Raw genomic sequence first — 25,107 nt, forward strand, 5'->3', positions numbered from 1 at the left:
CCGTGTTGAAAAAAATATTCACGAGCACTTTTGGCCGCAGGCTATTCCAGTTGCGCGAGCGCGAGCGCGGCGAAATCTGGCTCAGCCAGCGCCGCGTGTTCATCTTGCCGTCGCGGGCCGGCGTCGGTTTTGGCTTCTTGCTGCTGGTCCTGTTCATCGGCGCCATCAATTACAACCTCGGCCTCGGCTTTGCCTTGACCTTTTTTGCCGCCGGCTGCGCGCTGGTCGACATGTATTTGACGACCAAGAACCTGGCCGGCCTGCACCTGGCGCCGGGCCGCGCCCAGCCGGTGTTCCCCGGCGAAGAAGCACGTTTCGAATTGAACCTGATCAACCGTAGCAAGCGTGACCGTTTTGCGATCCACATCGATTTCCTGCACCTGGAAGCGGCGCGGCATGTGGTCGATGTCGCGGCTGGCAACAGCACGCAGGTGACGCTGGGTGCGCCGGCCGCCCGCCGCGGCTGGCTGGAAGCACCGCGCGTGCGGCTGGCGGCCAGTTTTCCATTGGGACTATTTCGGTCCTGGTGTTATTGGAAACCAGAAAGCAAAGTATTGGTCTATCCGCTGCCGGAACAAGATGGACCGCCATTGCCACTCAGCGGCGGCAGCGGCGAACCGGGTGCCGGCCATGCCGGTGAAGAAGATTTCGCCGGCATCCGCAGCTACCAGCAGGGCGATCCGATGCGCCGGCTGGCGTGGCGCCAGATCGCCCGCCTCGATCCGGCCGATGGCGGCCATTTGCTGAGCAAACATTTTGAGGGCGGCGCGGCGAGCCCCCTGGCGCTCGACCTGGACAGCCTGCCGCAACAGCTGGAACTGGAGCACAAATTGTCGCGCCTGACCGGCTGGGTGCTTGGCGCCGAGCAGCGCGAATTGCCGTACTCGATGCAACTGGAGCGCCAGTTTTTCCCGGCCGCGCTGGGCGCGGCGCATCGCGCGGCCTGCCTGCGGGCGCTGGCGCTGTATGGCATGGCCGACGCAACGGAGCATGCGTCATGAAGCAACTGTGGTCACGCTTGCACACGTTGCCGAGCGACAAGGCCAACACCTTGTTGTTGCTGCTCAGTTGCGTGCTGGTGCTGGCGCCGCACGCGGCCCACTTGCCGCCGTGGATCAGCGCGGTATTGGGCGCCACCTTGCTGTGGCGCGCCAGCATCACGCTGCGCGGCAAGCGCTTGCCCCGCTCGCGCATGCTGTTGCCGGTGGCGCTGCTGGCGATGGCCGGCGTGTATCTCAGTTTCCGCACCTTGCTGGGACGCGACGCCGGCGTCGCCATGCTGGCGCTGCTGCTGGCCTTCAAGCTGCTGGAGATGCATGCCCGGCGCGACTTGTTCGTGGTGGTCTTCCTCGGCTTCTTCCTGCTGCTGACCAATTTCTTTTACAGCCAGACCATCCTCACCGGCATCGTCATGGCCTCGACCGTGATCGCCTTGCTGACCGCCCAGCTGTCGTTCCAGTACACCGGCGCGTTGCCGTCGCTGGGGCGCCGGCTGCGGCTGGTGTGCGCCATGTTCGCCTTTGCCGCACCGCTGGCGCTGCTGCTGTTCGTCGCCTTCCCGCGCATCCAGGGGCCGTTGTGGGGCTTGCCGGGCGATAGCGGCCAGGCCCGCAGCGGCTTGTCCGACAGCATGGCGCCAGGCAATATCGCCAATTTGGCCTTGTCCGACGATCCGGCGTTCCGGGTCCGCTTCAAGCAGGCAGTGCCAGCGCAAAACCAGTTGTATTGGCGCGGCGTGGTGCTCGGCGATTACGACGGCCGCACCTGGACCCGCAGCGGCGCCGGCAAGGCGTTCCGGCGCGGCCAGCGCATCGAGCAAGGCAAGATCGAGATCGCCCTGAACAGCGCGCCGGTGGATTACCAGGTGACGCTGGAAGCGAGCGGCAAACGCTGGATCTTTGCGCTCGACGTGCCGCGTCAGATCGACCGCCTGCAAGGCAATCCGTATGCGGTATCGCCGGCGCTGGAAGTACTGGTGGTCAACAATATCGAGCAGCGCGTGCGCTACACCGCCAGTTCGGTGCTCGATTACCGCTTGCAGGCCGGCGAGTCGCCCGACCATTTGCAGCAATGGCTGGAATTGCCGCAGGGCTTTAATCCGCGCAGCCTGGCACGCGCCAGGGCAATCCGCAGCGGCAAGCAGCCGGAGGCGGCGATCGCGGCGGTGCTGCAATGGTTCCGCGACGACCAGTTCAGCTACACCTTGCAGCCGCCGCAACTGGGCCGCAATGCGGTCGATGAATTCCTGTTCGACAGCAAGGCCGGCTTTTGCGAACATTACGCCGGCGCCTTCGTCGTGCTGATGCGCGCCATGGGCATGCCGGCGCGGGTGGTCACCGGCTACCAGGGCGGCGAAGCGAATCCGGTCGACGGCTACCTGACGGTGCGCCAGTCGGACGCCCACGCATGGGCCGAAGTGTGGCTGGCCGGGCGCGGCTGGCTGCGCATCGACCCGACCGCCGCCGTCGCGCCGGAACGCATCGAACACAACCTGGCGCGCGCGCTGCCGCAACGCGCGCCGTTCGGCTTGCAAGGCTTGAGCGACTTGATCGCTTACCGGGGCGGACAGAATTCCTGGCTGAATGCGCTGCGCTTCAACTGGAACGCCGTCAACAATGCGTGGAATCAGTGGGTGCTCGATTACAACCCGGAACGCCAGCGCGGTTTGCTTGGCACCTTGAACGATGCCTTCGGCAATTGGCAAAGCTTGCTGGGCGGCCTGGCGATTGCCGCGCTGCTATATATAAGCTGGCTGCTGGAACAGCGCCGCCGGCAAGATCCGCTGGAGCACCTATACCGCCGTTTTTGCCGCCAGCAAGCCCGCCGCGGCTACAGCCGTGCGCCGCATGAAGGGCCGCACAGTTATGCTATGCGCTTGGCTGGCGCACCGGATACCTCAGGCACGCCGCAACAGCGGCAAGCTGCGGCCGATTTCCTGGCGCTGTACGGCCAGCTCCGATATGGCCCGGCCAGTGCCGAGTCCACCTTGGCCACGATAGCGCGCCTGCGCCGCCTTTTATCCAGTTGTTAACCCTACCCCGATGAGAGCTGATTTGCCTACCTTGCCCGCCATTTCACGTCCCGCACTGTCCTCTCTTGCTTCCATCGCGCTGGCCGCCACGCTGGCCGTGAGCGCCACGGCGCCGGTCGATGCCGCCGAGGGGCAGCGCAAAAAAGCCAAGGCCGTCAAGGCCAACAAGGCGCCGGCCAAGGCCGTGCCGAAAAAAGCGGCTTTCGATTACGAAGGCGAATTCGTCAATTTCGGCGACTGGACAGAGGTTAACCAATTCCTCGACGACATGGTGGCCAAGCACGGTTTCCAGCGCACCGAACTCGATGCGCTGATGGCCAAGGTGCGTTATGTCGACAGCACCATCGAGCTGATGAAACCGGCGCCGCCCGGCAAGCCGAAGAATTGGCAAGCGTATAGCCAGCGTTTTATCGAACCGGTGCGCATCAATGCGGGCGTGCAATTCTGGAACGATAACGCCGCCACGCTGGCCCGCGCCGAACAAGAGTTTGGCGTACCGGCGGAAATTATCGTCGGCATCATCGGCGTCGAAACCGTGTATGGCCGCAATACCGGGCGCTTCCGCGTGCTCGACGCGCTGACCACGCTGGCGTTTGCCTATCCGGAAAGCCCGAACCGTTCGGCGCGCATGGATTTTTTCCGTGGCGAACTGGAAAACGCGCTGGTATTCGCCCGCAAGAACGAGATCGATCCGCTGTCGCTGCTGGGTTCCTACGCCGGCGCGATCGGCTTGCCGCAGTTCATGCCGAGCAGCATCATCAACTATGCCGTCGATTATGACGGCGACGGCCATATCGACTTGCGCAATTCCACCGCCGACGCGATCGGCAGCGTGGCCAGTTTCCTGGTGCAGCATGGCTGGCAGCGCAACGATCCGGCGCCTGGCGTGTATCCGGTGACGGTATCGCCGAACAGGGTTTGGGAAAAATTGCTCGGCCAGGGCTTGCAAGCCAGGTTCACCCCGCAGCAAATCGAGGCGGCGGGCGTCAGCAGTGGTGCGCCGTTGCCGCAAGGTCTGTTGTATGGTTTAGTCGATTTGCAGAATGGTTCGGAGGCGACTGAGTATTGGTTAGCAACCAACAACTTCTACGCGATTACCCAATACAACAGGAGCTATTTCTATGCGATGTCGGTCCTGGATTTAGGGCGTGCGGTACGTCAGGCGCGGGGAATGTAAAAGCAACTATACTTACTTGTAAGAAAGCGTAAGCATGATTGAATACGCCGTCGATCCCGGCTATCGTGAAGAAGATAAAATCGCTTTGCGATATCAGCTCGCCCTACCCTGCGGCAGGTCGCCGGGAAAGAAAATACTCGGTTTTTGACAACACATTGTCAAATAATAATTTTCAATCTATTATGCAAATGTAAAAGATGAAATAAGTGTTGCAGTTGGACAACAATATCTAACTGATACTAGTTCTTTTGAATAGTGTTTTTGTGTGAGAATGCATCATGTTGTACAATTGTGTATATATTACGAAAAACCAGTTATCCCGGATCCGACCGTGTGTGAATTCGTTCCTTGAGTAAAGAATGAACATGAACGCAGCAAGAGCGAGCTCCGAGTGTTTTTACTTTGCAGTGCAACTACAGAAGGAACTTTATACATCATGACAAACCAAGTCGGCATTGATATGAACAGCGATTCGGAATCCGACGATCTGCTGCAATATAACCCAAACAGATTGTTGGACACCCTGATCGAAAACCTGCGTCTGAAAAACGATGCAGCCCTGTCGCGCGCACTGGAAGTGGCGCCACCGGTCATCAGCAAGATTCGCCACCACCGCTTGCCGGTCGGCGCATCGCTGTTGATCCGCATGCACGAAGTCAGCGACCTCAGCATCCGTGACCTGCGTTACTTGATGGGCGACCGCCGCAACAAGTTCCGCATCAGCGACAAGCAATTCAAGCCGAAAGAAGGCGAAAGCACCCAAGGCTGATCCTTGCATTGTTGTTGCAGGAATTCCCTCCCCGTCGACATGGGGAGGGGATAAAGCGGTCTTGGTGCCCGGTCCTGGCCCAGCCGATTACGCAGCAAAACTGTCAGCGTCGCGACTTACGCCGGAAATACGCCGGTCGATAAATAACGGTCGCCACGGTCACAGACAATGAATACGATAGTCGCATTCTCTACCGTTTGCGATATCCGCAGAGCAATTTCACAAGCACCCGCCGCCGAAATCCCGCAAAAAATCCCCTCTTCCGCCGCCAGCCGCCGCGCCATGCGTTCCGCCGCGCCCTGGCTGACCGATTCGATCTGGTCGACCCGCGCCTTGTCGAAGATTTTCGGTAAATATGCTTCCGGCCATTTGCGGATGCCGGGGATTTGCGATCCCTCTTCCGGCTGCGCGCCGATGATCTGGATCGCCGCGTTTTGCTCCTTTAAATATTGCGACACGCCCATGATGGTACCGGTGGTGCCCATCGCGCTGACAAAGTGGGTCACGCGGCCGTCGGTGTCGCGCCAGATTTCCGGTCCGGTGCTTTCATAGTGGGCCCGCGAATTGTCCAGGTTGCCGAACTGGTCCAGGATGATGCCCTTGCCGTCTTTTTGCATTTGCTCGGCCAGGTCGCGCGCGTATTCCATGCCGCCGGTCTTGGGCGTCAGCAAGATCTCGGCACCATAGGCGGCCATGCTCTGGCGCCGCTCGACGCTCAGGTTGTCTGGCATCAGCAACAACATCTTGTAGCCCCGCAAGGCCGCCGCCATCGCCAGCGCGATACCGGTATTGCCGCTGGTCGCCTCGATCAGCGTGTCGCCCGGCTTGATGACACCGCGTTCCTCGGCCCGCTTGAGCATCGACATCGCGGCGCGGTCCTTGACCGATCCGGCTGGATTATTGCCTTCCAGCTTGCCCAGGATAATATTGTTGCGCGCAACCGCGTCGGCGCCCGGCACCCGCGTCAATTGCACCAGCGGGGTATTGCCGATCGTATCTTCCAGTGTCTTGTAGGCCATCGTGTCTGCTTCAGTTCAACAAAACACCCATTCTAATATGAGAAGGCGCCCCCTGTATCCGATGGCGCCGGGCCGCCAGCGCCGGACTTGCGCCGCAAAACCGCCTCAAACCAGGCATCGAAGCCATTTTTTGTGGCGTTTACATCGATTTCAGGCCACTCCCACGCACATAATGGCGGCATGCGCTAGACTTCCACTACTTAGTTATTTTAGCTATTTGCTTATTTATTTATCGCTTTTACTTCTTGCGGACTCATCATGGCCAGCAGCGCACCGGAATTCATCCCCGAAACCGATCACGACGAAACCGTCCCCGCCCCGATGCTCGACGTCGAGGGCCGCCGTCACCAAATCTGGCCGGTCTTCAGCGCCGCCGAACTGCGCCGCCTGCACCGCTTCGGCAGCACCCGCCGCTATCCCGACGGCGCCGCGATGATCAAGGCCGGCAGCAGCGATTACGGCATGCTGGTGATTTTGTCGGGCGACATCGCGATCAGCCGCCACGAAGGCTTGGGGAAATCTTCGCGCATGAGCCAGCTCGGACCGGGCCAGTTCGTCTCCGAAGTGGCGCAACTGTCGGGCCGGCCGGCGCTGGTCAACGGCCATGCGGTGGGCGACGTCGAAGTGCTGGTGATCAGTTCCGAATCGCTGCGCGCGCTGGTGGTGGCCGAGGCTGAAATCGGCGAACGCATCGTGCGCGCGATGATCTTGCGGCGGGTCGGCCTGATCGAGAATAACTCGGGCGGACCGGTGCTGGTCGGCCCGCGCGGCAATGGCAATATGTTTCATCTACAAAGTTTCCTGTCGAGTAATGGCCATCCGCACACCGTGCTCGATCCGGCCACCGATGAAGCGGCGGCCGCGCTGGTGGCGACTTACCAGCCGGCGCCGGGAGAATGGCCGCTGGTGGTGTGCCCGGATGGCGTGATCATGAAAAACCCCAGCAACGCCGATATCGGCCGTTGCCTGGGGATGTTGCCGGACTTGAGCGGCGACAAGATTTTCGACGTGCTGGTGGTCGGCGCCGGCCCCGCCGGCCTGGCCACCGCCGTGTATGCTGCGTCGGAGGGCTTGTCGGTATTGGCGCTGGAACAACGCGCCTACGGCGGCCAGGCCGGCGCCAGCGCGCGCATCGAAAACTACCTGGGGTTTCCGACCGGCGTGTCGGGCCGCGCGCTGGCTGGCCGCGCCTTTGTCCAGGCGCAAAAATTCGGCGTCGAAATCGCCACCCCGGCCAGCGCCGCGAACTTGCTGTGCGATAGCTATCCGCTGCGCCTGACCTTGACCGACGGCAGCGAAGTACGGGCCCGCACCGTGGTCTTGTCGTGCGGCGCGCGCTACCGCCGCCCGTCGCTGGCCAATTTGAAGACCTATGAAGGACGTGGCGTATATTACTGGGCGTCGCCGATCGAGGCCAAGCTGTGCAAGAACGAGGAAATCATCCTGGTTGGCGGCGGCAACTCGGCCGGCCAGGCGGCGGTGTTCCTGTCGCGCCACGCCGCCAAGGTGCACATGGTGATCCGCGGCGCCGGCCTGGCGGCCAGCATGTCGGCCTATCTGATCGACCGGATCGCCGCCACGGCGAATATCGAGTTGCACACGCATACGGAAATCGTCGGCCTGGAAGGCGACGAGGATGGCTTGACCGGCGCGCGCTGGCGCAACAAGCAGACCGGCGACGAGTGCGATTGCGACGTGCGCCGGGTGTTCCTGTTCGTCGGCGCCGATCCGAATACCGACTGGCTGCATGATTGCGCGGTGGCGGTCGACGAACAAGGCTTTATCCGCACCGGTTTCGACGTCACCCGCGCCGAATGCCGGGCCATGCGACAAGCCGGCGCATCGCCCGGCAAGTCGTCCGGCTTTCCGGACGACTTGCCGGAACGCGCCGCGCTGGAAACCAGCGTGCCGGGCGTGTTCGCGATCGGCGACGTGCGCGCCGGCTCGACCAAGCGGGTCGCGGCGGCGGTCGGCGAAGGCGCGGCGGTGGTATCGCAAATCCACGCCTTCCTGGCCCGCTTGCCGGCCGAGGTCGCGGCGTAAAAGGCGCCGCGGCATCCGGCCCCGATGCGGTATCGGGGCCGGATGCGGTATTTGAGGCCCTCAGTTTTAGCCTCCGAGAAACAATACAAAATAAACAATATCAGTTAACATTATCAACAATGTATTGAAAAAATTTGTGTTGCAAATGAGCCATTTTGATTTGTTTTATGCCAAGCTCTGTTATACTTGCGCCACTGAGCACTTAAGTGACTCCGAGAAATACCAAATGACCCTCTGTTCGACACCGGATTGACTTGTCGAACTGCCCGTCGGCCCAAAAGCTCGCTGACAATTTCAACACTCAAACTTTGTCACACAGGAGCTTCTATGCGTATCAAATCCATCTTGTTCGTACTGGCCGCTGTTGCCGCGCTGAATAGCTCGCTGGCACAGGCCGCCGGCACCAACCTGATCAAAAACGGCGATTTCGAACAAACCACCAATGGCAGCGCGAAACAACTGGGCGCCGACGGCGATACCCGCAGCGACCGCACGCAACTGGTCGACTGGTCGACTTCGGGCTACAACTTCGTGTTCGCGCCGAATACCGCCGATACCACCGGCTCGAATGGCCTGACCTTGTGGGGTCCGAATTCCTACGATGGCCGCGGCCCGCAAAACGGCCTGGGCAACAGCCCGACCGGCGGTAACTTCGTCGCTGCCGACTGGGATTATTTCGCGGCGCCGATCAGCCAATCGGTCAGCGGCCTGGTTTCCGGTCAACAATACACCTTGAGTTTTTCGTATGCAGCAGCCCAGCAATCGGGTTTCAGCGGCGACAATGCGATCAACTATTGGGAAGTCGTGCTGGGTCAATCGGCGGCACAACAAACCGTTTCACTGAGCAATACCAGCCAGGGTTTCACCGGCTGGAAACAAGCCAGCATGACCTTCACCGCCACCGACAGCACCGAATTGCTGTCCTTCATGGCCAAGGGCGGCCCGAACGGCGCGCCGCCATTCATGCTGCTCGACAGTGTGTCGCTGGTCAGCGCCGTGCCGGAACCATCGACCTGGGGCATGATGCTGGTCGGCGTCGGCATGCTGGGTTTCATGGTGCGTCGCCGCCGCGCCGCCGCCCTGTAACATCGCCGGCCAGATCGGCACATCAAGAATTCCGGACAGGTCCGCCTGATCCGGATTTTTTTTTGCTGGAGCTCCATGATGAACCTGCTATTCTTTTACCATGCCTGACTTTATCCGCGACGTCATCCGACTCTGCCTCTGGCTGGTCTTGCTGACCATGCTGTTCGTGCCGCTGGAACGCCTGTTTGGCCAGCCGCGCGTACAACGTCCGCGCGCCGCGCTGTGGACCGACCTCGGCTATTATTTTCTCAGCAGCTTGCTGCCGGCCGTGCTGCTGGCAATTCCACTATCGCTGCTGGCCTTGCTGAGCCAGCACCTGATTCCCGCCTCCGTGCCGGCCGTCATGGCCAGCTTGCCGCTGGCCGCCAAGTTACTGCTGACCTTGCTGGTCGGGGAAATCGGATTTTATTGGGGCCACCGGCTGAGCCATGAAATTCCGTGGCTGTGGCGTTTTCACGCGGTCCATCACTCAACGGAGCAATTGTATTTCCTGGCCAATACGCGGGCCCATCCGGTCGATTTGATCGTCACGCGCTTGTTCGGCATCGTTCCCTTGTATCTGCTGGGCCTGGCCGTCCCCAGCGCGGCCGGCAGCGCCACGCCGGTGTTGCTGATACTGGTCGGCACCGCCTGGAGTTTCTTTATCCATGCCAATTTGCGCTGGCGCTTCGGGCCGCTGGAATGGCTGATTTCGACGCCGGCCTTCCACCACTGGCACCACAGCCGCAACGACCACATCAACCGCAACTATGCATCGATGCTGCCGATGCTCGATAAAGTATTCGGCACGCTGTACCTGCCGGCCACCTGGCCGGCCGAATGCGGCACCGATACGCCGCTGCCGGCCACGCTGGGCGGCCAGTTGCTGGAACCGCTGCGCCCGCGCGCGCGCAGCCGGGACAAGACCAACACTTAAAAGGTCGAGTTCAGCGTCAGGCGCAGCGAGCGCGATTCGATCGGGTGGAAATGCACGTCGGCCACGCCGTCGGCCGCCTCGCCCGGCAAGCGCGACACATAATAATAGTCGATCGCCGAATCGCGCCGGTTGGTCAGATTAAAACCTTCCAGTTCGATCTTCATGCGTGGATTGATCTTGTAGCCGATGCGCCCATTCAAGGTCGCGGTCGATTGCGAACGCACCGAGTTATCTTCGATCAACGGTCGCGGGCCGAAATAACGCAATTGCAGCGCGCCGAAATACTTGCCGATATGGTCAACCGCCAGCGCCAGCGACGCCACGCCCTCGACCGCGCCGGGAATGCGCGAACCGACCGGATCGACATCGCGGAAACGGGCTCGCGCAAACGCCAGGTCGGCGTCGATGGTCAGCCATGATACCGGCTTGTAATAATTGGACAATTCCACGCCGGTACGGCGGCTCGGCCGGCCCGCTTCGGTGGTGCCGGCATCGCCGGCAAATACCAGTTCCGAATCGAAATCGAGCCGGTACAGCGACAAGGAACTTTGCAAACCCGGCAGCCATTCGCTGCGCACGCCCACTTCCATGCCCCGGGAACGCACCAGCGGCGTGACCCGGTCGACCGCATCGCCGCTTTTCGGATCGACTGAAATGGTCGTGCCGCGCGCGTCGTTGCTGTGGAACCCTTGCCCCACGTTCACATAATATTCGGTGCGGAGCCACGGTCCGAAGATCAGGCTCAGCTTGGGACTGTAGCGCTGGTCGCTGGTGCGCCCGGAATTGGCGGCCAGGTCGCTGTCGACATCGAAGCGGTAATGGTCGGCACGCAGCCCGGCCACCGAGCGGAACTTGTGGTTCCATCGGATCACGTTTTCCAGGTACAGGCCGAGACTGGTTTCAACGATATGGTCCTGGCGCGTGGTCGACAAGCGTTGCCGGGCGGCGGTGCTATACAAGCCGTTGAAGATATTGTCGTTTTGCAATTGCAGCCCGACCTTGTTTTCCATCGCGTAATCGAACCAGCGCCCCGTCCACACGTGCGATGCGTCGATGCCGCTGGTGACGCGCCGGTCCGGCTGGTTGAACTGGTCGCCATGCACCGGATCGTCGAGCAAATAGGTGAAATTGGAATACAGGTCGAGCTGGTTGCGGATCAGGTAGGCGTGCACTTTGCTGCTCGACGTCTCGTTGCCGCTGCGCCATTCGCCGGACAGGCTGTAGCGCCGCGCATTGCCGCCATCGCTAGGGTCGACGGCGCCGAAACGGTCCAGCGTGCCGTCGTCGACCGCGCGGCGCGGCAACTGGTCGCTGGAATTCCAGCTGGCGTGATAAGCCATCGCCGTCACATTAAAACCGTTGGCCGTATCGCCCTGGCTGTAGCGCAGCACGCCATTGACCTTGCTGAAATCGTCGCCCTGGATGAACGGGCCATCGTTATGGAACAATTCCAGCGCATACAATAGATTGCCCTGGCCGACTTGCGGCGAATCGGCCAGCAAGGCGCGCCGGTAGCCGTTCTGGCCGACACCGACGCTGGCTATCCCGTCCGGCAACTTGTCGGCATATTGGATGCTGACCGCGCCGGCCGAGGCGAAGTCGCCGTCTTCCGCCGCGTACGGTCCCTTGCGGTATTCGAGGCGGGTGGCCAGTTCCGGTATCAGGAAGTTCAGGTCGCTCCAGCCCTGTCCATGCGCGTGGCTGCGCTGGTTGACCGGCATACCGTCGATGGTCGTACTCAAGTCGGTGCCGTGATCCAGGTTAAAGCCGCGTAAATAAAACTGGTTGGCCTTGCCCTCGCCGCTGTGCTGGCTGACGATCAGCCCCGGCGTGGCTTCCAGCAATTCGCCGGGCCGGTACACGGTGCGCGCTTCCAGTTGCTGCTGGGTCACCACGCCGGCATTGGCCGAATCGGCGATGCCCAGCTGGCTGGTGCGCGAACCGCTGATCAGCACCGAGGCGGGCGGGCTGCCGCCGTCATCCGCGCTGGCAAGGCCGGGATGGGCTGCGCCCAGCATGGCCAGCATGGCGGCCAACAAGGTACGGCGGGGGCGAGTGGCGTGAAAAATGTGTTGCATGGCGATCCGGTCAGGTAAGGGGAAGTTAGGGAACCCAACAATCTATCCTGATATTCACCCGCGATACAAATCCGGATTCAAAAAACGTTCTCAAATACAACAGCCCCGCGCGGCGCTGGCCGGCGGGGCTGCCTGGCGTCAAACGTGCAGCGGATTATTTTGCCTTGGCGGCATCGGCGGCAGGAGTAGCGGCGGCCGCGGCGGCGGCTTTGGCGTCTTTCTTGGCGGCGGCCGCGGCGGCCTTGGCTTCTTTCTTGGCGGCTTTCGCGTCTTTTTTGGTATCGGCAGCCGATTTGGGGTCCGGTGCGGCAGCGGCTTCGGCGGCTGGTGCTGCGGCTGGGGCGTCCTTGGCGGCGGCTTTGGTGGCAGGAGCGGCTTTAGGCTTGACGGCGTCGGCGCCCGGCTTGGCCTGGCCATTCACTTGCAAGCCGGCTTCCGACAGCTTGACCGAATTCTTGGCGCCTATGCCTTTGACGCGGCTTTCAAAATCGGCCCAGTCCTTGAAGTTGCCGCCCTTGGTGCGCTCATCGATGATCTGTTTCGACTTGACGGGGCCGATGCCCTTGACACTGTCGAGTGCGGCCGCATCGGCCTTGTTGACGTCCACCTGCGCGAATGCAAAACCCATGGTGGCGACCAGGGTCGCCACTGCCAGCATTAGTTTCTTAAACATATAGTTCTCTCCGAAGTGTGGTTGCAAGTTGACTCGAACGCAAAGAGCTCAGATGCCAGCGCCTTGGCGCCTTAACGGCTGCAAACCGATCCGGTTGACGCCATACCATCCCGGCCAGCCAGCGACTGCGCCACATCAAACTTAACGCATTTCGGCAGGGGACGCCAGTTCGGGATATTCCTTGAGCAACCTTGCCCGTTCGGCGGCAATGCGGCGCAGTTTTTCTTCGACCTTGGCGATCTGTTCCGGTGCGATGCCGGCCTGGCGGCCGCGTTCTATATCGTCGCGCAATCTCGGCATGCCGGCATCGGCTGCCTGCACGAAGCCGGCGTACAGTTTCATGTTCTGGCGCGCCTCATAAGCGCCGTACGCCTTGGGATCGGCCAGTTCCGCGGCACCGGCAGCGCGGTCCGGCCGCTCTGCCTGGCGCTGCAGCGGCGGCGCGCGCGGATCGCCATACTGCAGGCGGCCGGCGTCTGCGGTTCCAGCGGTGTCAAGGCTACCCGCTGCGCTTGCGGTTCGGCATATTCCGGCGGCAGCGGCGGCCAATTCAGCGGCCGCGCGGCTTGCGACTTGCCAGCCGCAAGTACGGCAGTGTCCGCTTCTTGCAGTGCCGGCGCGCGCCACAGGACCACGCCCGCCGCGATACACAACAACAAGCCGCCGGTGGTGCTTTTCTACGCATCCTGCCAGACAGATCAGACGAACGGCTCCGCGCTTACCAAGATTCCATGTAGGGACGCAAATCGAGTTCGTGGGTCCAGGCATCGCGAGGTTGGCAATGCAGGTGCCAATAATTGTCGGCGATGTGTTTGGGATTGAGGATACCATCTTGATCCTTCAGGGCATAACGCTCGGGGAAAGTGCTTTCGATAAACTCGGTATCAATCGCGCCATCAACCACGACGTGAGACACGTGAATGTTCTGCGGCCCTAGTTCCCTGGCCATACTTTGCGCCAAAGCACGCAGAGCATGCTTGGCTCCAGCAAAGGCAGCGAAGTTCGCAGACCCACGCAGACCTGCCGTCGCTCCAGTGAAAATAATGGTGCCGCGTCCACGCTGAACCATGCGCTTGGCGACTTCGCGGGCATTAAGGAAGGCACTGAAGCAAGCCATCTCCCAAATCTTGAAGTATTTACGTGCCGTTTCTTCCAAGATACTGCAAGCGACATTGGCGCCGATGTTGAAGATCAGTACCTCGATCGGACCATGCTCTATCTCGATTTTTTCGATCAAGGCGATGACATCGTCCTCTTTTCGAGCGTCACTACCGTAGCCAAAGGCTACACCGCCCTCTGCCCGAATGGCATCAATGGTGGCTTGCAATTTTTCGGCCGAGCGGCGTGTCAGACAAGCGGTGTAGCCCTCGCTGGCGAATCGCGCCGCAATCGCGCTACCGGTTGATTCACCTGCCCCCACAACAAGGGCAACCCCCTTGGATAATTTTAATTTAGACATATATGCTTCAATCATTAAATGATTCTATTTTTAATTAATAGATGCTATATAAAAGAGCAAGCTTTGTTAATCGTGGGCATACAAGTTCCATCTGCCAATGCGCTCGCCTTCTCACTGCAATACAACGCTAAGTAAGTCGTGGAAAATGATTGTGAAGTGATGACGAACAGAACCGGATGCGCTGCAAGGCGCCTGTTGCGACGCAGTGCGAGCACTGCCAGCAGCAGGCAAGTCTCGCCGACCGTCTTGCAGCGCGCCGGTTAGGGCAGTCAGAAATCACCATAATTTATTACGACCTGCTTAGATATGGGATCTGATGGCGTGATCACGTCATCGGCAAAACTGGCCTGCTTTCTCAAAATCGAGGCTTGGCGTTTCCTTGGTGAGGTCAGAATGCGGCTCTCTGTAGTCACTGCAAGAGTTCATTGAACACGGTGGGGAGTTTGCACAGACGGAGCAGTACGCGTTCATTCGCCCTCCTTCGTCAACTCGGACCGCAGCTTGCGTCGCAAAACTTTTCCGATTGCCGATTTAGGCAGCGAGTCGAGCAATGTGATGTGTCGAGGCACCTTATAGGCAGCGAGATTGGCGCGGCAGTACGCCTCGATGCTCTGTGTCGTCACCCCTGGATTGCGGGGGATAACGAAGAGATGAGGAACTTCCCCACTACGCGCGTCCGGTGTGCCGATGCAGCAGCATTCAAGCACCTCCTCCATCATCGAAACCACGCCCTCGATCTCTGTGGGATATACGTTGAATCCCGAGACCAGGATCATGTCTTTCTTGCGATCGACCATCGTCATGGAGCCCTGCTTGTCCATAACAACGATATCGCCCGTTCTGAACCAGCCATCCGCAGTGAAGGCGCGCACCGTCTCCTCAACGCAGTTCCAGTACCCCTCGAACAACTGCGGCCCTTTTAGAATAAGCTCCCCAGGCTGACCGATTGGCACGTCTTGCTCTTCGGCATCGACGATGCGCACGTCGGTCGATGGAACCGGCATACCGATGGTGCCATTACACCCCCACGGATTGAAAGTCGTACTGGGCGCCGTCTCCGACAGACCGTAGACCTCTGTAATAGGTATACCGCCCGCCGCCGTCCAACGTTGAGCAACGGCCGCTTGCACGGAGGCACCTGCCGCGGTCACCAATTGGGTTTTCGAGAAGTCGACTTCGGCCAGACCGGGCATATTCAACAGTCCGCTGAAAAGCGTGTTGACGCCGATCATCATTTCAAAAGGCTGCCGCCCCATCTCTGCGATCACTGTGCCGGGTTCACGGGGATTAGGCACGAGCCGGCTGCATGCTCCCATTGTAAGGGCAAACACGGTGGTGGCCAGCGGATAGATATGGTACAGCGGCAAAGGCGTGATGATCGAGGCACCATACGCCTCCAGTGCAGCCCCCGCCCAAGATCGCATCTGAGCCAGACTCGCGGCAAAGCAACGATGCGTTAACACAGCTCCTTTGGACACGCCCGTGGTGCCACCCGTGTATTGCAGGAATGCGTGGCTGGCCGGTGAGATCGCGACAGAGGCCGGGGCACGCGAACCGACTTGAAAGATGGCGGATGCCAGCGGCACGATCGCGTCGCCGGACGGCATGAGTGATTCTGATGCCTTTGCTATCCCCACAAGCGGTGCGCTCAATACAACCTTGAGGGGCGTACGCGGGACAATGCCGCGCAGAGGTTCCACGAGCATATCGGCGACAATGGCGCAAGTGGCGCCGGAATCCTGCAACTGGTGTTGCAGCTCGCGTGGCGTGTAGAGCGGATTAATTGCCACCACGACTAAGCCAGAACGAAGCGCGGCGCACAAGCCGACCAGGAACGCATTGCAGGTAGGAAGAATCAGAGCGATGCGATCTCCTTGAGAAATACCCTGCTGCTGAAGATAAGCCGCTAATTGCTGCGATAGCTTGTCAAGCTGGCCGTAGGTCACCGTCTCACCTAGGCAACTTGCTGCGGGTCTTTCCGTAAACAGCCGGAATGAACGTTCAATCTGTCGATCCAGAGTGGCCAGGGCTGCGATGTCGATATGGTGTGGAATACCGGTTGGATATGCCTCGAGCCAGCGCTTGCTTTCCATAAATTTTTCTCTTTATTTGTGACTTATATTTAAGCAGGACTTCTGAGAATCCCAGGGGGGACTGCTTAGAACCTATCTCAGTAGGGAGCATCGTCGAATGGCTGTTCATCAGGAGCGTGGGCAAGGCGCGAGAGGGACACATGGCGGACCATGCTACAACGCCCCCCCTCAGATCCATGCTTCAGAGGGGCTGTCAGCAGGCGATGTATTCTCTACCGGGATAGCTTGCTAGGCCAATGCGTCGCGTACGAAGTCGAGCCGGTCTTGACCGAAATACATCTCCCCGGCAACGAACATGGTGGGAGCGCCAAACACTCCCCGGGCAACGGCTTCATCAGTGTTGGCACGCAATGCAGCCTTGACCTCCACATCGTTCGTCAGCATAACAATCTGCTCGGCATCGTATCCAGCATCGACCAGCATCTTGACCGCAATCAAGGGATCATTCAGATTCAGACCATCTCCCCATAAAGCGGAGAAAACGGCTTTCAAGAAGTCTCGCAGCCGTTCGGGCTGACGTATCTGGATTCCTGCGACGGCGCGCATAAGGAACAGCGTGTTCACCGGGAAATGCGGGTTGCTAGCGAATGGAGCACCATAGCGGCTGGCAAACCGCTGATAGTCGCGGTGCGTGTACTGGCCTTTCGCGGGAATCGTTGCTGGAGATGTGTTGCCAGTCGCTTGGAAGACACCGCCCAACAACATCGGCTTGTAGATCAACTCAGCTCCGGCGTGCCGGCAAATCCCAGGCAACTGGGTCCAGGCCAAATAGGCTGCGGGGCTTCCCACATCGAAATAAAACTCAACAGATTTTGGCATGAAAACTCCAATAGAAAAACGATCATTTAGTAAACGAACGTTATATAATGAAGTTGCAGATGTCAATCAAAATTTACCATCTGACTCAGACTGGAAGCTGGCAAAGCTTAGAACCTATCCCGATAGGGAGCGTCGCCGGATGGCTGCTCATCAGCAGCGTGGTCAAGGCGCGAGGAGGACGCATGGCGTGCCATGCGACGACGAGCAATGCCGATCCACGCGGGTGAGGGGCGGTCAGCAGGCGATGTATTCTCTACTGGGATAGGTTCTTGGTGGTGTTCAGAGAGAGAGCATGCTAAGCAGGTAAGCGCATCCTTACAGGAAGCGGTGGAGGGTTGCCATGCCATCGTTGAGACTTTGCTGTCGACCGATGAGCCCGCCTTGATTACTATACAATAGTATATTTGTAGCGCGTTTCCAACAATATGGCTTTCCCGTTTTCAGACACCTGATCAAACATGCGATATTCAAAAACTCATAAACAGGAAACCCGAGAGAAACTACTGCAGAGTAGCCGCGTCGTCGCCAAACGCAACGGTTTCGGCACGACCGGCGTAGATGCCTTGATGGCTGCGGTCGGATTGACGGGTGGGGCCTTCTACAGCCATTTTGATTCGAAGGAGGACTTATTTGCATCCATCATCGAATTGGAAATGGAGCAAAGCGCCCGGATGCTGGCCGGCGATGAGGGTTCACAGCCCGACCATATCGCGCAACTTCTCAAGATCTATCTAAGCACTTACCACGCAACACATCCGGGAGAGGGCTGTGCGTTGCCAGCACTCGGACCTGAGATTGCGCGCAGCTCTCCTGAGATTCGAACTCGCGTGGAGCGAGCCGTCAAACACGTCCACAGCCGCTGGACAGACCGACTGGGTGGCGACAAAGATGCTGCCTGGGCATTCGTGGCACAGTGCGTTGGTTCGATTTTGATTGCGCGAGTGGTCGAAAGCGAGCAGACACAGCAGGAAATTTTGTCCTCCAGCCGAAGATTTATGCTGCAGAGCAGCCCACATCTGAAAGACGCCAAGTAGTTGACACACGATTTAGAACCTATGCCAGTAGAGAATACATCGCCTGCTGGGATAATGCGCGGACGTGCAAGAAATTCTGTTTGCATGGAGCCGGCTGGCTTTTAATGCATCTCGTTCATGAAGCGTGCGCCGAACAGGCTGGCGACCAGCTTCTACCTGTGCTGTGGCAGCGTCCAGTCTTTTCAATATTGGGTCAAGTTACAAACAAGGATTTGGTAGCGACTTTATCGCTGCGGAAGTGGCCATGCAATTCTTAACGATCTTTCACAAGCGCATAGCAGGCTATCTGTAGCGCTGCCAATACTTATTGAACTCGTCCAGATTATTGATAAAACTGCTTTATCGGGTTTAGGCTTAGAGCCTATCCCAGTAGTGAGCGTCTTCTGCTGGCCGCGCATCAGCAGCGCGGACCAGGCGTGAGGAGCAAGCGTGGCGAGCCACGCGACGACGAGCAACGCAGTCCCCGCTACTGAGGGGCGCCAGAAGAGGGCGTATTCATCTACTGGGATAGGCTCTTAGCCCGGCGAAAGTGGGTACTGAAATCAGGGTGGAATGAACAAAGCCCCGCGCGGCGCTACACCGGCGAGGCTTAGCTGCAAATCATGTGAAAAACCTCAGGCGAACAATTCCTCGCGCGTGACGGTGGCGGTGCCCAGCTTGCCGACCACGATGCCGCCGGCCCGGTTGGCGGTGCGCACCGCGTCGCCCATGTCCAGGCCCGCGCCCAGCATCGCCGCCATCGTCGCGATCACCGTGTCGCCGGCGCCCGACACATCGAACACTTCGCGCGCATCGGCCGGCGTGTGCACCACCTCGTGCGCGGTGTACAAGGTCATGCCCTCTTCCGAGCGGGTCAGCAGCAACGCATCCAGTTTCAATGCGGTGCGCAATTGCTGGGCCTTGGCCGTCAATTGCTCTTCGCTGTTCCAGCTGCCGACGATGCGGCGGAATTCCGATTTGTTCGGCGTCAGCAGCGACGCGCCGGCGTAGCGCGAAAAATCGTCGCCCTTCGGATCGACCAGCACGATCTTGCCGGCCGCCCGCGCCGCCTTGATCATCTCGGCCACGTTGACCAGGCTGCCCTTGGCGTAGTCCGACATGATGATCACATCATAGTCCGGCAGCAAGGCGTTGAACTGGGCCAGCTTGTCGCGCAAGATGGTGTCCGAAGGCGCTTCCTCGAAATCGATGCGCAGCATTTGCTGCTGGCGGCCGATGACGCGCAATTTGATGATGGTGGAGATCGCCGGGTCGCGCTTCAGATAACTCTGGATGCCGCCATCGGCCAGCAATTGGCCCACTTGCGTGCCGGCCTCGTCGGCGCCGACCACGCCCAGCAAGCCGGTGCGCGCGCCCAGCGCGGCCGCGTTGCGCGCCACGTTGGCGGCGCCGCCGAGCCGCTCTTCGCGTTTTTCGATACGCACGATCGGCACCGGCGCTTCCGGCGAAATGCGGCTGACGTCGCCGAACCAGTAACGGTCCAGCATGATGTCGCCGACCACCAGCAAGCGCACCGCGCTCAAGACCGGCGCGGCGCCGGCGCGGGGAGCGGCGGCGCTCATGCGCGGGTCAGGATCGAACGGCCGATCCCGTGGTATTCAATGCCCGCTTCGGCCATGATGGCCGGCTCGAACAGGTTGCGGCCGTCGAAGATCACGGCGTCTTTCAGGCGCGTCTTGATTTGTTCGAAGTCCGGACTGCGGAACGCTTTCCATTCGGTGACGATGGCCAGCGCGTCGGCGCCGCTCAAGGCGTCCATCGGGCTGTCGGCGAAACGCACCTTGGCGAAATCGACAGCCGGCAAATCGAGCGCCAGCACCCGTTTCGCTTCGGCCATCGCGACCGGATCGTAGACCGCCACCGTGGCGCCGCGCCGCAGCAGTTGCGCCAGCAGCACGCGCGCCGACGCTTCGCGCATATCGTCGGTATTCGGCTTGAACGCCAGGCCCCACACGGCAAAGTGGCGGCCCGCCAGATCGTCGCCGTAACGCTTGGCGATCTTGCCGCCCAGGACCATTTTTTGCTGGTCGTTGACCGCCTCGACGGCGCGCAGGATCAGCAATTCCTGGCCATAGCCGCGCGCGGTGCGTTCCAGCGCCTGCACGTCTTTCGGGAAGCAGGAACCGCCGTAGCCGCAGCCGGCGTACAGGAAGCTGTGGCCGATGCGCGGGTCGGAACCGATGCCGTGGCGTACCGCCTCGATATCGACGCCGACCTTGTCGGCCAGGTTGGCCAGTTCGTTCATGAACGAGATGCGGGTGGCCAGCATCGCGTTGGCGGCATATTTGGTGAATTCGGCCGAGCGCACATCCATCCAGTAGGTGCGTTCGTGGTTGCGGTTGAATGGCGCGTACAAGGTCTTCAGCAATTCGCGCGCGCGTTCGCCTTCGGCATTCGCGTCGCAGCCGATGACGATGCGGTCCGGCCGCATGAAGTCTTCGACCGCCGCGCCTTCCTTCAGGAATTCCGGGTTCGAGGCGACCGAGAAGGTCGCATACACGCTGCGCGCGTCGAGTTCGGCCTGCACCGCCGCCTGCACTTTTTCCGCCGTGCCGACCGGCACCGTCGACTTGTCGACGATGACCTTGAATTCGCTCATGTACTTGCCGATGTTGCGGGCCGCGGCGACCACGTATTGCAAGTCGGCCGAACCGTCTTCATCGGGCGGCGTGCCGACCGCGATGAATTGCAGCTTGCCGTGCGCCACCGACGCTTCGATATCGGTCGAAAACTGCAAGCGCCCGGCGGCGCGGTTGCGCGCGACGATTTCTTCCAGGCCCGGCTCGTGGATCGGAATGCCGCCGCTGTTGAGCAGGGCGACTTTCTTTTCATCGAGGTCGAGACAAAACACGTCGTTGCCCAGCTCCGCCAGGCATGCGCCGGTCACCAGGCCGACATAGCCGGTACCAATAATTGTGATTTTCATTCTATCTGCCGCTAAAAATTAATTTAATTCAATTCAATTCATTACGTTGAGTTCTTCTGTGCGTCGCGGCGGGTAGGTTTCCCAGCGGTTGCATCCCGGGCATTGCCAATAGAATTGGCGCGCCTTGAAGCCGCAATGGCTGCACTGGTAGCGCGCCAGCTTCTGGGTATAGCCGTGCACCAGGTTTTTCACCATCGACAGTTCCGACCAGATCGCGGCCGGCGCATCCATCAAGCGCGCCTCCAGCAATTTATCCAGGCCCAGCAAGGTCGGCGTGCGGCGCAATTCGGCGCTGACCAATTGCTTGGCCGCTTCCACGCCATCGAGTTCGATGACGGCCTTGAACACCACTTCGATCAAGTCGATCGACGACGCTTCTTCCAGGTAGGAACGGAGCAGGTTGACGCCTTCCTGCGGACGGCCGACCTTGGTGTAGCCATCCATCAGGCGCTGCGCCACCAGCGCCACGTGCGGCACGCTTTGCTGCTCGACCCGGCGCCATGCCATCAGCGCCGCTTCGACGTCGCCCTTGGCCAGTAGCGCATCGCCGGTCAGCATGATGGCGCGGACATTCTTGCGGTCGGTTTGCAGCGCTTTTTCCAGCAGCGTCAACGCGTCGTCCGGATGCATGTGCACCAGCGAGTCATGCGCCAGTTCGCAATAGAACTGGGCGATTTCCTTTTGGCGCGCGCCGGCGCCGGATTCCTGCAAGCCGATCGCCGCTTCGATGGCGCGCGGCCATTCTTTTTCGCGCTGGAAGATTTCCAGCAGCGCGCGCCGCGCCTGCACCGCGTATTGGGTGCCGACCAGGTGATTGAAAGTTTCTTCGGCGCGGTCCAGCAAGCCGGCTTTCAGATAATCCATGCCCAGCTCGTATTCGGCGTGGGCTTGCTGCTCTTGCGGCAAGTCCGGACGCGCCAGCAAGTTCTGGTGCACCCGGATCGCCCGCTCCGTCTCGCCGCGGCGGCGGAACAGGTTGCCGAGCGCGAAATGCATGTCGGCCGTTTCCGGATCGAGCTTGACGATTTCAATGAAGGCGTCGATGGCCTTGTCGTGCTGCTCGTTGAGGAGGAAATTCAGTCCCTTGAAATAGCCGCGCGGCAAGCTGCGCGACTCGGAAACCAATTGATGGATGTCGACCCGCGCGGCAATCCAGCCGAGCGCGAAAAACATCGGGATACCCAAGAGCCACCAGAGTTCAAATTCCATGCGATTTTTGTATGAAGTGTGTTGGAAAAGCGGAAGCCCGCATTATCGCCGAATGCCGATCGCCGTGCTGATCGCCGAGCTGATTCCGGTGCTGATTATTGTGTGCTGATTATTGTCTACTTATTACTGGGTATTCACGCCATCCGGCTGCGGCTGTCCGGCCGGCTGGCCGGTGGCGGTTTGCAGCGCCTGGATCGTGGTCTTTTGCTTGTTCGCTTCGCGCCGGTGGCGGAACACGGTCGGCGTCAACGCCAATACGCCCAGGCTGGCGCCGGCGACAAAAAAGCCGAGCAGCATCAAGACCAGCGGGCCGCGCAATTCATAGTTGAGGAAAAAGTGCAGGTCGACTTCCTGCGCATTCTTCAGCGCGAAACCAAAGAACAGCACAAACAGGACAAATCCAACAATGGTGGAGACTATTTTCATCGGTCAGATCCGGTGTTAGTAACGAACGTGCCAGTGTGGCACAAGAATGCGATTACATCAAAAAAATGCTATCGGGAACAGGCCAGGTTTTTCTTGCAATCTTGCAAAAGAACCTGGCCTGTTCCCCGATACTGACTGAGTGACAACATGAGTCACAATAAAAAAAAGCGGCATCCAACAAGGACGCCGCTTTGTGCACCGGATACCGGCGTGTCGCTTCCAGCAGACCGGATTAATCCTCGATGATCGGTTGCCCGACCATCGCGTCCACCCGTTCGCGCAATTGTTTACCCGGCTTGAAGTGCGGCACCCGTTTTTCAGGCACCATCACTTTATCGCCGGACTTCGGATTGCGTCCGATGCGCGGTGGCCGGCTATTCAGGGCAAAGCTGCCAAAACCGCGGATCTCGATGCGCTGTCCGGTCGCCAGGGCGCCGGTCATCGCATCGAGTATGGTCTTGACGGCATACTCCGCATCCTTGGCCACCAGCTGAGAATAACGCTCAGCCAGGCGGGTGATCAATTCGGACTTGGTCATCTGCTGATCCGCGAACTGGTCTTAGTTCTTGTTGTCGAACTTGGCTTTCAACAATGCGCCCAGGCTGGTGGTGCCCGAAGCTGCGTTGTTGTCGGTAGCGGCCATCTTTTGCATTGCTTCCTGGGTTTCGACATTGTCTTTCGCTTTGATCGACAATTGGATACCACGGGCTTTGCGGTCGATGTTCAGTACCATCGCTTCAACGGTGTCGCCAACTTTCAAGTGCGTACCGGCATCTTCAACGCGATCGCGCGAGATTTCGGAAGCGCGCAGGTAGCCTTCGACTTCTTCGGACAGTTGGATCACGGCGCCTTTAGGCTCTACCGATTTCACGGTGCCGGTAACCAGCGAGCCTTTGTCGTTCATGGCTGCGAAGTTGTTGAATGGGTCACCTTCCAGTTGCTTGACGCCCAGGGAAACGCGCTCGCGCTCAACGTCGATGGCCAGAACGATGGCTTCCAGCTCGTCACCTTTCTTGAAGCGACGCACGGCTTCTTCGCCGGTTTCGGTCCAGGACAGGTCGGACAGGTGCACCAGGCCGTCGATGTTGCCGGCCAGGCCGATGAACACGCCGAAGTCGGTGATCGATTTGATCGCGCCGCGGACTTTATCGCCCTTCTTGTGGGTAACGCCAAAGTCATCCCATGGGTTGGCTTTGCACTGTTTCATACCCAGCGAGATACGACGACGCTCTTCGTCGATTTCCAGTACCATCACTTCTACTTCGTCGCCCAGTTGGACAACTTTGTTAGGAGCGACGTTTTTGTTGGTCCAGTCCATTTCGGAAACGTGTACCAGGCCTTCGATACCTTGCTCGACTTCAACGAACGCGCCGTAGTCGGTCAGGTTCGTTACTTTACCGAACAGACGGGTGCTTTGCGGGTAACGACGGGACAGACCGGTCCAAGGATCGTCGCCCAGTTGTTTCACGCCCAGCGAAACACGGTTTTTCTCTTGATCGTATTTCAGGACTTTGGCGGTGATCTCTTGACCAACGGTCAGCACTTCCGACGGGTGACGCACACGACGCCATGCCAGGTCGGTGATGTGCAGCAAGCCGTCGATACCGCCCAGATCCACGAACGCGCCGTAGTCGGTGATGTTTTTGACGACGCCGGTCACGACCGTGCCTTCTTTCAGCGTTTCCATCAGTTTCTGACGCTCTTCGCCCATCGACGCTTCGATGACGGCGCGGCGGGACAGAACCACGTTGTTACGCTTGCGATCCAGTTTGATCACTTTGAATTCGAGGGTTTTGCCTTCGAATGGGGTGGTGTCTTTTACCGGACGGGTGTCGACCAGCGAACCCGGCAGGAATGCGCGGATGCCGTTGGTCAGCACGGTCAGGCCGCCCTTGACTTTGCCATTGACGGTACCGACGACGATTTCGCCCGATTCCATCGCTTTTTCCAGCGCCAGCCACGAAGCCAGACGCTTGGCTTTGTCGCGCGACAGGATGGTGTCGCCGAAACCGTTTTCCAACGATTCGATCGCCACGGAAACGAAGTCGCCTACTTTGACTTCCAGTTCGCCGTGGTCGTTCTTGAATTCTTCAATAGGAATGAATGCTTCGGATTTGAGGCCGGCGTTAACGATCACGAAATTGTGGTCGAGGCGCACGACTTCAGCGGAAATAACTTCGCCGGAGCGCATATCTTGACGCGACAACGATTCTTCGAAGAGCGCGGCAAAACTTTCCATACCGGTAGATTCGGTAGATGTAACTGTAGACATAGGGTTCACACAAGTTGACCAGCAGAGATCGCACGATGCGACTTAAACTGGGTTAGGTTTTTGACACACCCGGGCAG

21 protein-coding genes are annotated in these 25,107 nt (G+C 59.7%); 8 read left to right on the forward strand and 13 right to left on the reverse strand.

Annotated features, from left to right (window positions below; genetic code table 11):
• Nucleotides 1–2 precede the first annotated feature (2 nt).
• The 4 genes from GJA_RS18870 (at nt 3) to GJA_RS18885 (ending at nt 4,977) form a co-directional block, all read left to right on the forward strand.
• Nucleotides 3–1,001: a DUF58 domain-containing protein gene (locus GJA_RS18870; RefSeq protein ID WP_242404580.1), complete on the forward strand. Its 999-nt coding sequence runs from the start codon at nt 3–5 to the stop codon at nt 999–1,001.
• Nucleotides 998–3,031: a transglutaminase TgpA family protein gene (locus tag GJA_RS18875; RefSeq protein WP_038495263.1), complete on the forward strand. Its 2,034-nt coding sequence runs from the start codon at nt 998–1,000 to the stop codon at nt 3,029–3,031. The genes GJA_RS18870 and GJA_RS18875 overlap by 4 nt, the downstream gene beginning before the upstream one ends.
• Before the next feature lie 10 nt (nt 3,032–3,041).
• Nucleotides 3,042–4,208, forward strand: coding sequence for a lytic murein transglycosylase B (gene mltB / locus GJA_RS18880; protein ID WP_081905490.1), 1,167 nt, complete (start codon nt 3,042–3,044; stop codon nt 4,206–4,208).
• A 436-nt stretch (nt 4,209–4,644) separates the two neighbouring features.
• On the forward strand, nt 4,645–4,977 hold the full coding sequence (locus GJA_RS18885) for a hypothetical protein (protein ID WP_061301555.1): 333 nt from the start codon (nt 4,645–4,647) through the stop codon (nt 4,975–4,977).
• Between the two features lie 116 nt (nt 4,978–5,093).
• On the opposite strand, the gene cysM is transcribed toward GJA_RS18885, so the two are convergent.
• Entirely contained in the window at nt 5,094–5,996 is a 903-nt protein-coding gene (gene cysM / locus GJA_RS18890; RefSeq protein ID WP_038495266.1) for a cysteine synthase CysM, read from the reverse strand.
• Nucleotides 5,997–6,254: 258 nt separating this feature from the next.
• Between cysM and GJA_RS18895 the strand changes: the two genes are divergently transcribed.
• From GJA_RS18895 to GJA_RS18905, 3 genes are all read left to right on the forward strand, one after another.
• Entirely contained in the window at nt 6,255–8,039 is a 1,785-nt protein-coding gene (locus GJA_RS18895; RefSeq protein ID WP_038495269.1) for an FAD-dependent oxidoreductase, read from the forward strand.
• A gap of 327 nt (nt 8,040–8,366) precedes the next feature.
• Entirely contained in the window at nt 8,367–9,125 is a 759-nt protein-coding gene (locus GJA_RS18900) for a PEPxxWA-CTERM sorting domain-containing protein (RefSeq protein ID WP_038495272.1), read from the forward strand.
• 100 nt (nt 9,126–9,225) lie between these two features.
• Nucleotides 9,226–10,041 (forward strand): sterol desaturase family protein, encoded by an 816-nt coding sequence (locus GJA_RS18905; RefSeq protein WP_038495275.1) that lies wholly within the window; start codon nt 9,226–9,228, stop codon nt 10,039–10,041.
• On the opposite strand, the gene GJA_RS18910 is transcribed toward GJA_RS18905, so the two are convergent.
• The 6 genes from GJA_RS18910 to GJA_RS18940 all read right to left on the reverse strand — a co-directional run bounded on the left by GJA_RS18910 (nt 10,038) and on the right by GJA_RS18940 (nt 17,163).
• Nucleotides 10,038–12,119 (reverse strand): TonB-dependent receptor, encoded by a 2,082-nt coding sequence (locus tag GJA_RS18910; protein ID WP_081905491.1) that lies wholly within the window; start codon nt 12,117–12,119, stop codon nt 10,038–10,040. The two genes, GJA_RS18905 and GJA_RS18910, sit on opposite strands and share 4 nt — an antisense overlap.
• A gap of 154 nt (nt 12,120–12,273) precedes the next feature.
• Nucleotides 12,274–12,792 carry a ComEA family DNA-binding protein gene (locus tag GJA_RS18915; RefSeq protein WP_038495278.1) on the reverse strand — a complete coding sequence of 173 codons (519 nt, stop codon included), beginning with the start codon at nt 12,790–12,792 and terminating at the stop codon, nt 12,274–12,276.
• A gap of 141 nt (nt 12,793–12,933) precedes the next feature.
• Nucleotides 12,934–13,134 (reverse strand): hypothetical protein, encoded by a 201-nt coding sequence (locus GJA_RS18920; protein ID WP_038495281.1) that lies wholly within the window; start codon nt 13,132–13,134, stop codon nt 12,934–12,936.
• Nucleotides 13,135–13,510: 376 nt separating this feature from the next.
• Entirely contained in the window at nt 13,511–14,266 is a 756-nt protein-coding gene (locus GJA_RS18930; protein WP_242404581.1) for an SDR family oxidoreductase, read from the reverse strand.
• Nucleotides 14,267–14,718: 452 nt separating this feature from the next.
• Nucleotides 14,719–16,344: an AMP-binding protein gene (locus tag GJA_RS18935; protein ID WP_038495289.1), complete on the reverse strand. Its 1,626-nt coding sequence runs from the start codon at nt 16,342–16,344 to the stop codon at nt 14,719–14,721.
• A gap of 228 nt (nt 16,345–16,572) precedes the next feature.
• On the reverse strand, nt 16,573–17,163 hold the full coding sequence (locus GJA_RS18940; protein ID WP_038495292.1) for a 2-hydroxychromene-2-carboxylate isomerase: 591 nt from the start codon (nt 17,161–17,163) through the stop codon (nt 16,573–16,575).
• A 458-nt stretch (nt 17,164–17,621) separates the two neighbouring features.
• Between GJA_RS18940 and GJA_RS18945 the strand changes: the two genes are divergently transcribed.
• The gene (locus tag GJA_RS18945) at nt 17,622–18,197 is read left to right on the forward strand and encodes a TetR/AcrR family transcriptional regulator (RefSeq protein WP_038495295.1); all 576 of its coding nucleotides are present in this window, start codon (nt 17,622–17,624) and stop codon (nt 18,195–18,197) included.
• 614 nt (nt 18,198–18,811) lie between these two features.
• Here the strand turns inward: GJA_RS18945 and rfaE1 are convergent.
• From rfaE1 to rpsA, 6 genes are all read right to left on the reverse strand, one after another.
• The gene (rfaE1, locus tag GJA_RS18950) at nt 18,812–19,759 is read right to left on the reverse strand and encodes a D-glycero-beta-D-manno-heptose-7-phosphate kinase (protein ID WP_051781121.1); all 948 of its coding nucleotides are present in this window, start codon (nt 19,757–19,759) and stop codon (nt 18,812–18,814) included.
• Nucleotides 19,756–21,123, reverse strand: a complete 1,368-nt coding sequence (locus GJA_RS18955; RefSeq protein ID WP_038495298.1) for a UDP-glucose dehydrogenase family protein — start codon at nt 21,121–21,123, stop codon at nt 19,756–19,758. The genes rfaE1 and GJA_RS18955 overlap by 4 nt, the downstream gene beginning before the upstream one ends.
• 33 nt (nt 21,124–21,156) lie before the next feature.
• Nucleotides 21,157–22,332 (reverse strand): lipopolysaccharide assembly protein LapB, encoded by a 1,176-nt coding sequence (gene lapB / locus GJA_RS18960; RefSeq protein ID WP_038495301.1) that lies wholly within the window; start codon nt 22,330–22,332, stop codon nt 21,157–21,159.
• Nucleotides 22,333–22,455: 123 nt separating this feature from the next.
• The gene (locus tag GJA_RS18965) at nt 22,456–22,758 is read right to left on the reverse strand and encodes a LapA family protein (protein WP_038495304.1); all 303 of its coding nucleotides are present in this window, start codon (nt 22,756–22,758) and stop codon (nt 22,456–22,458) included.
• Between the two features lie 232 nt (nt 22,759–22,990).
• Nucleotides 22,991–23,296 carry an integration host factor subunit beta gene (locus tag GJA_RS18970; RefSeq protein ID WP_038495307.1) on the reverse strand — a complete coding sequence of 102 codons (306 nt, stop codon included), beginning with the start codon at nt 23,294–23,296 and terminating at the stop codon, nt 22,991–22,993.
• Between the two features lie 21 nt (nt 23,297–23,317).
• A complete protein-coding gene (gene rpsA / locus GJA_RS18975) occupies nt 23,318–25,030 on the reverse strand; it encodes a 30S ribosomal protein S1 (RefSeq protein WP_081905492.1) in 1,713 nt (570 codons plus the stop codon).
• Between the last annotated feature and the right edge of the window lie 77 nt (nt 25,031–25,107).

The sequence above is a fragment of the Janthinobacterium agaricidamnosum NBRC 102515 = DSM 9628 genome, from assembly GCF_000723165.1.
Lineage (GTDB): Bacteria > Pseudomonadota > Gammaproteobacteria > Burkholderiales > Burkholderiaceae_D > Janthinobacterium > Janthinobacterium agaricidamnosum.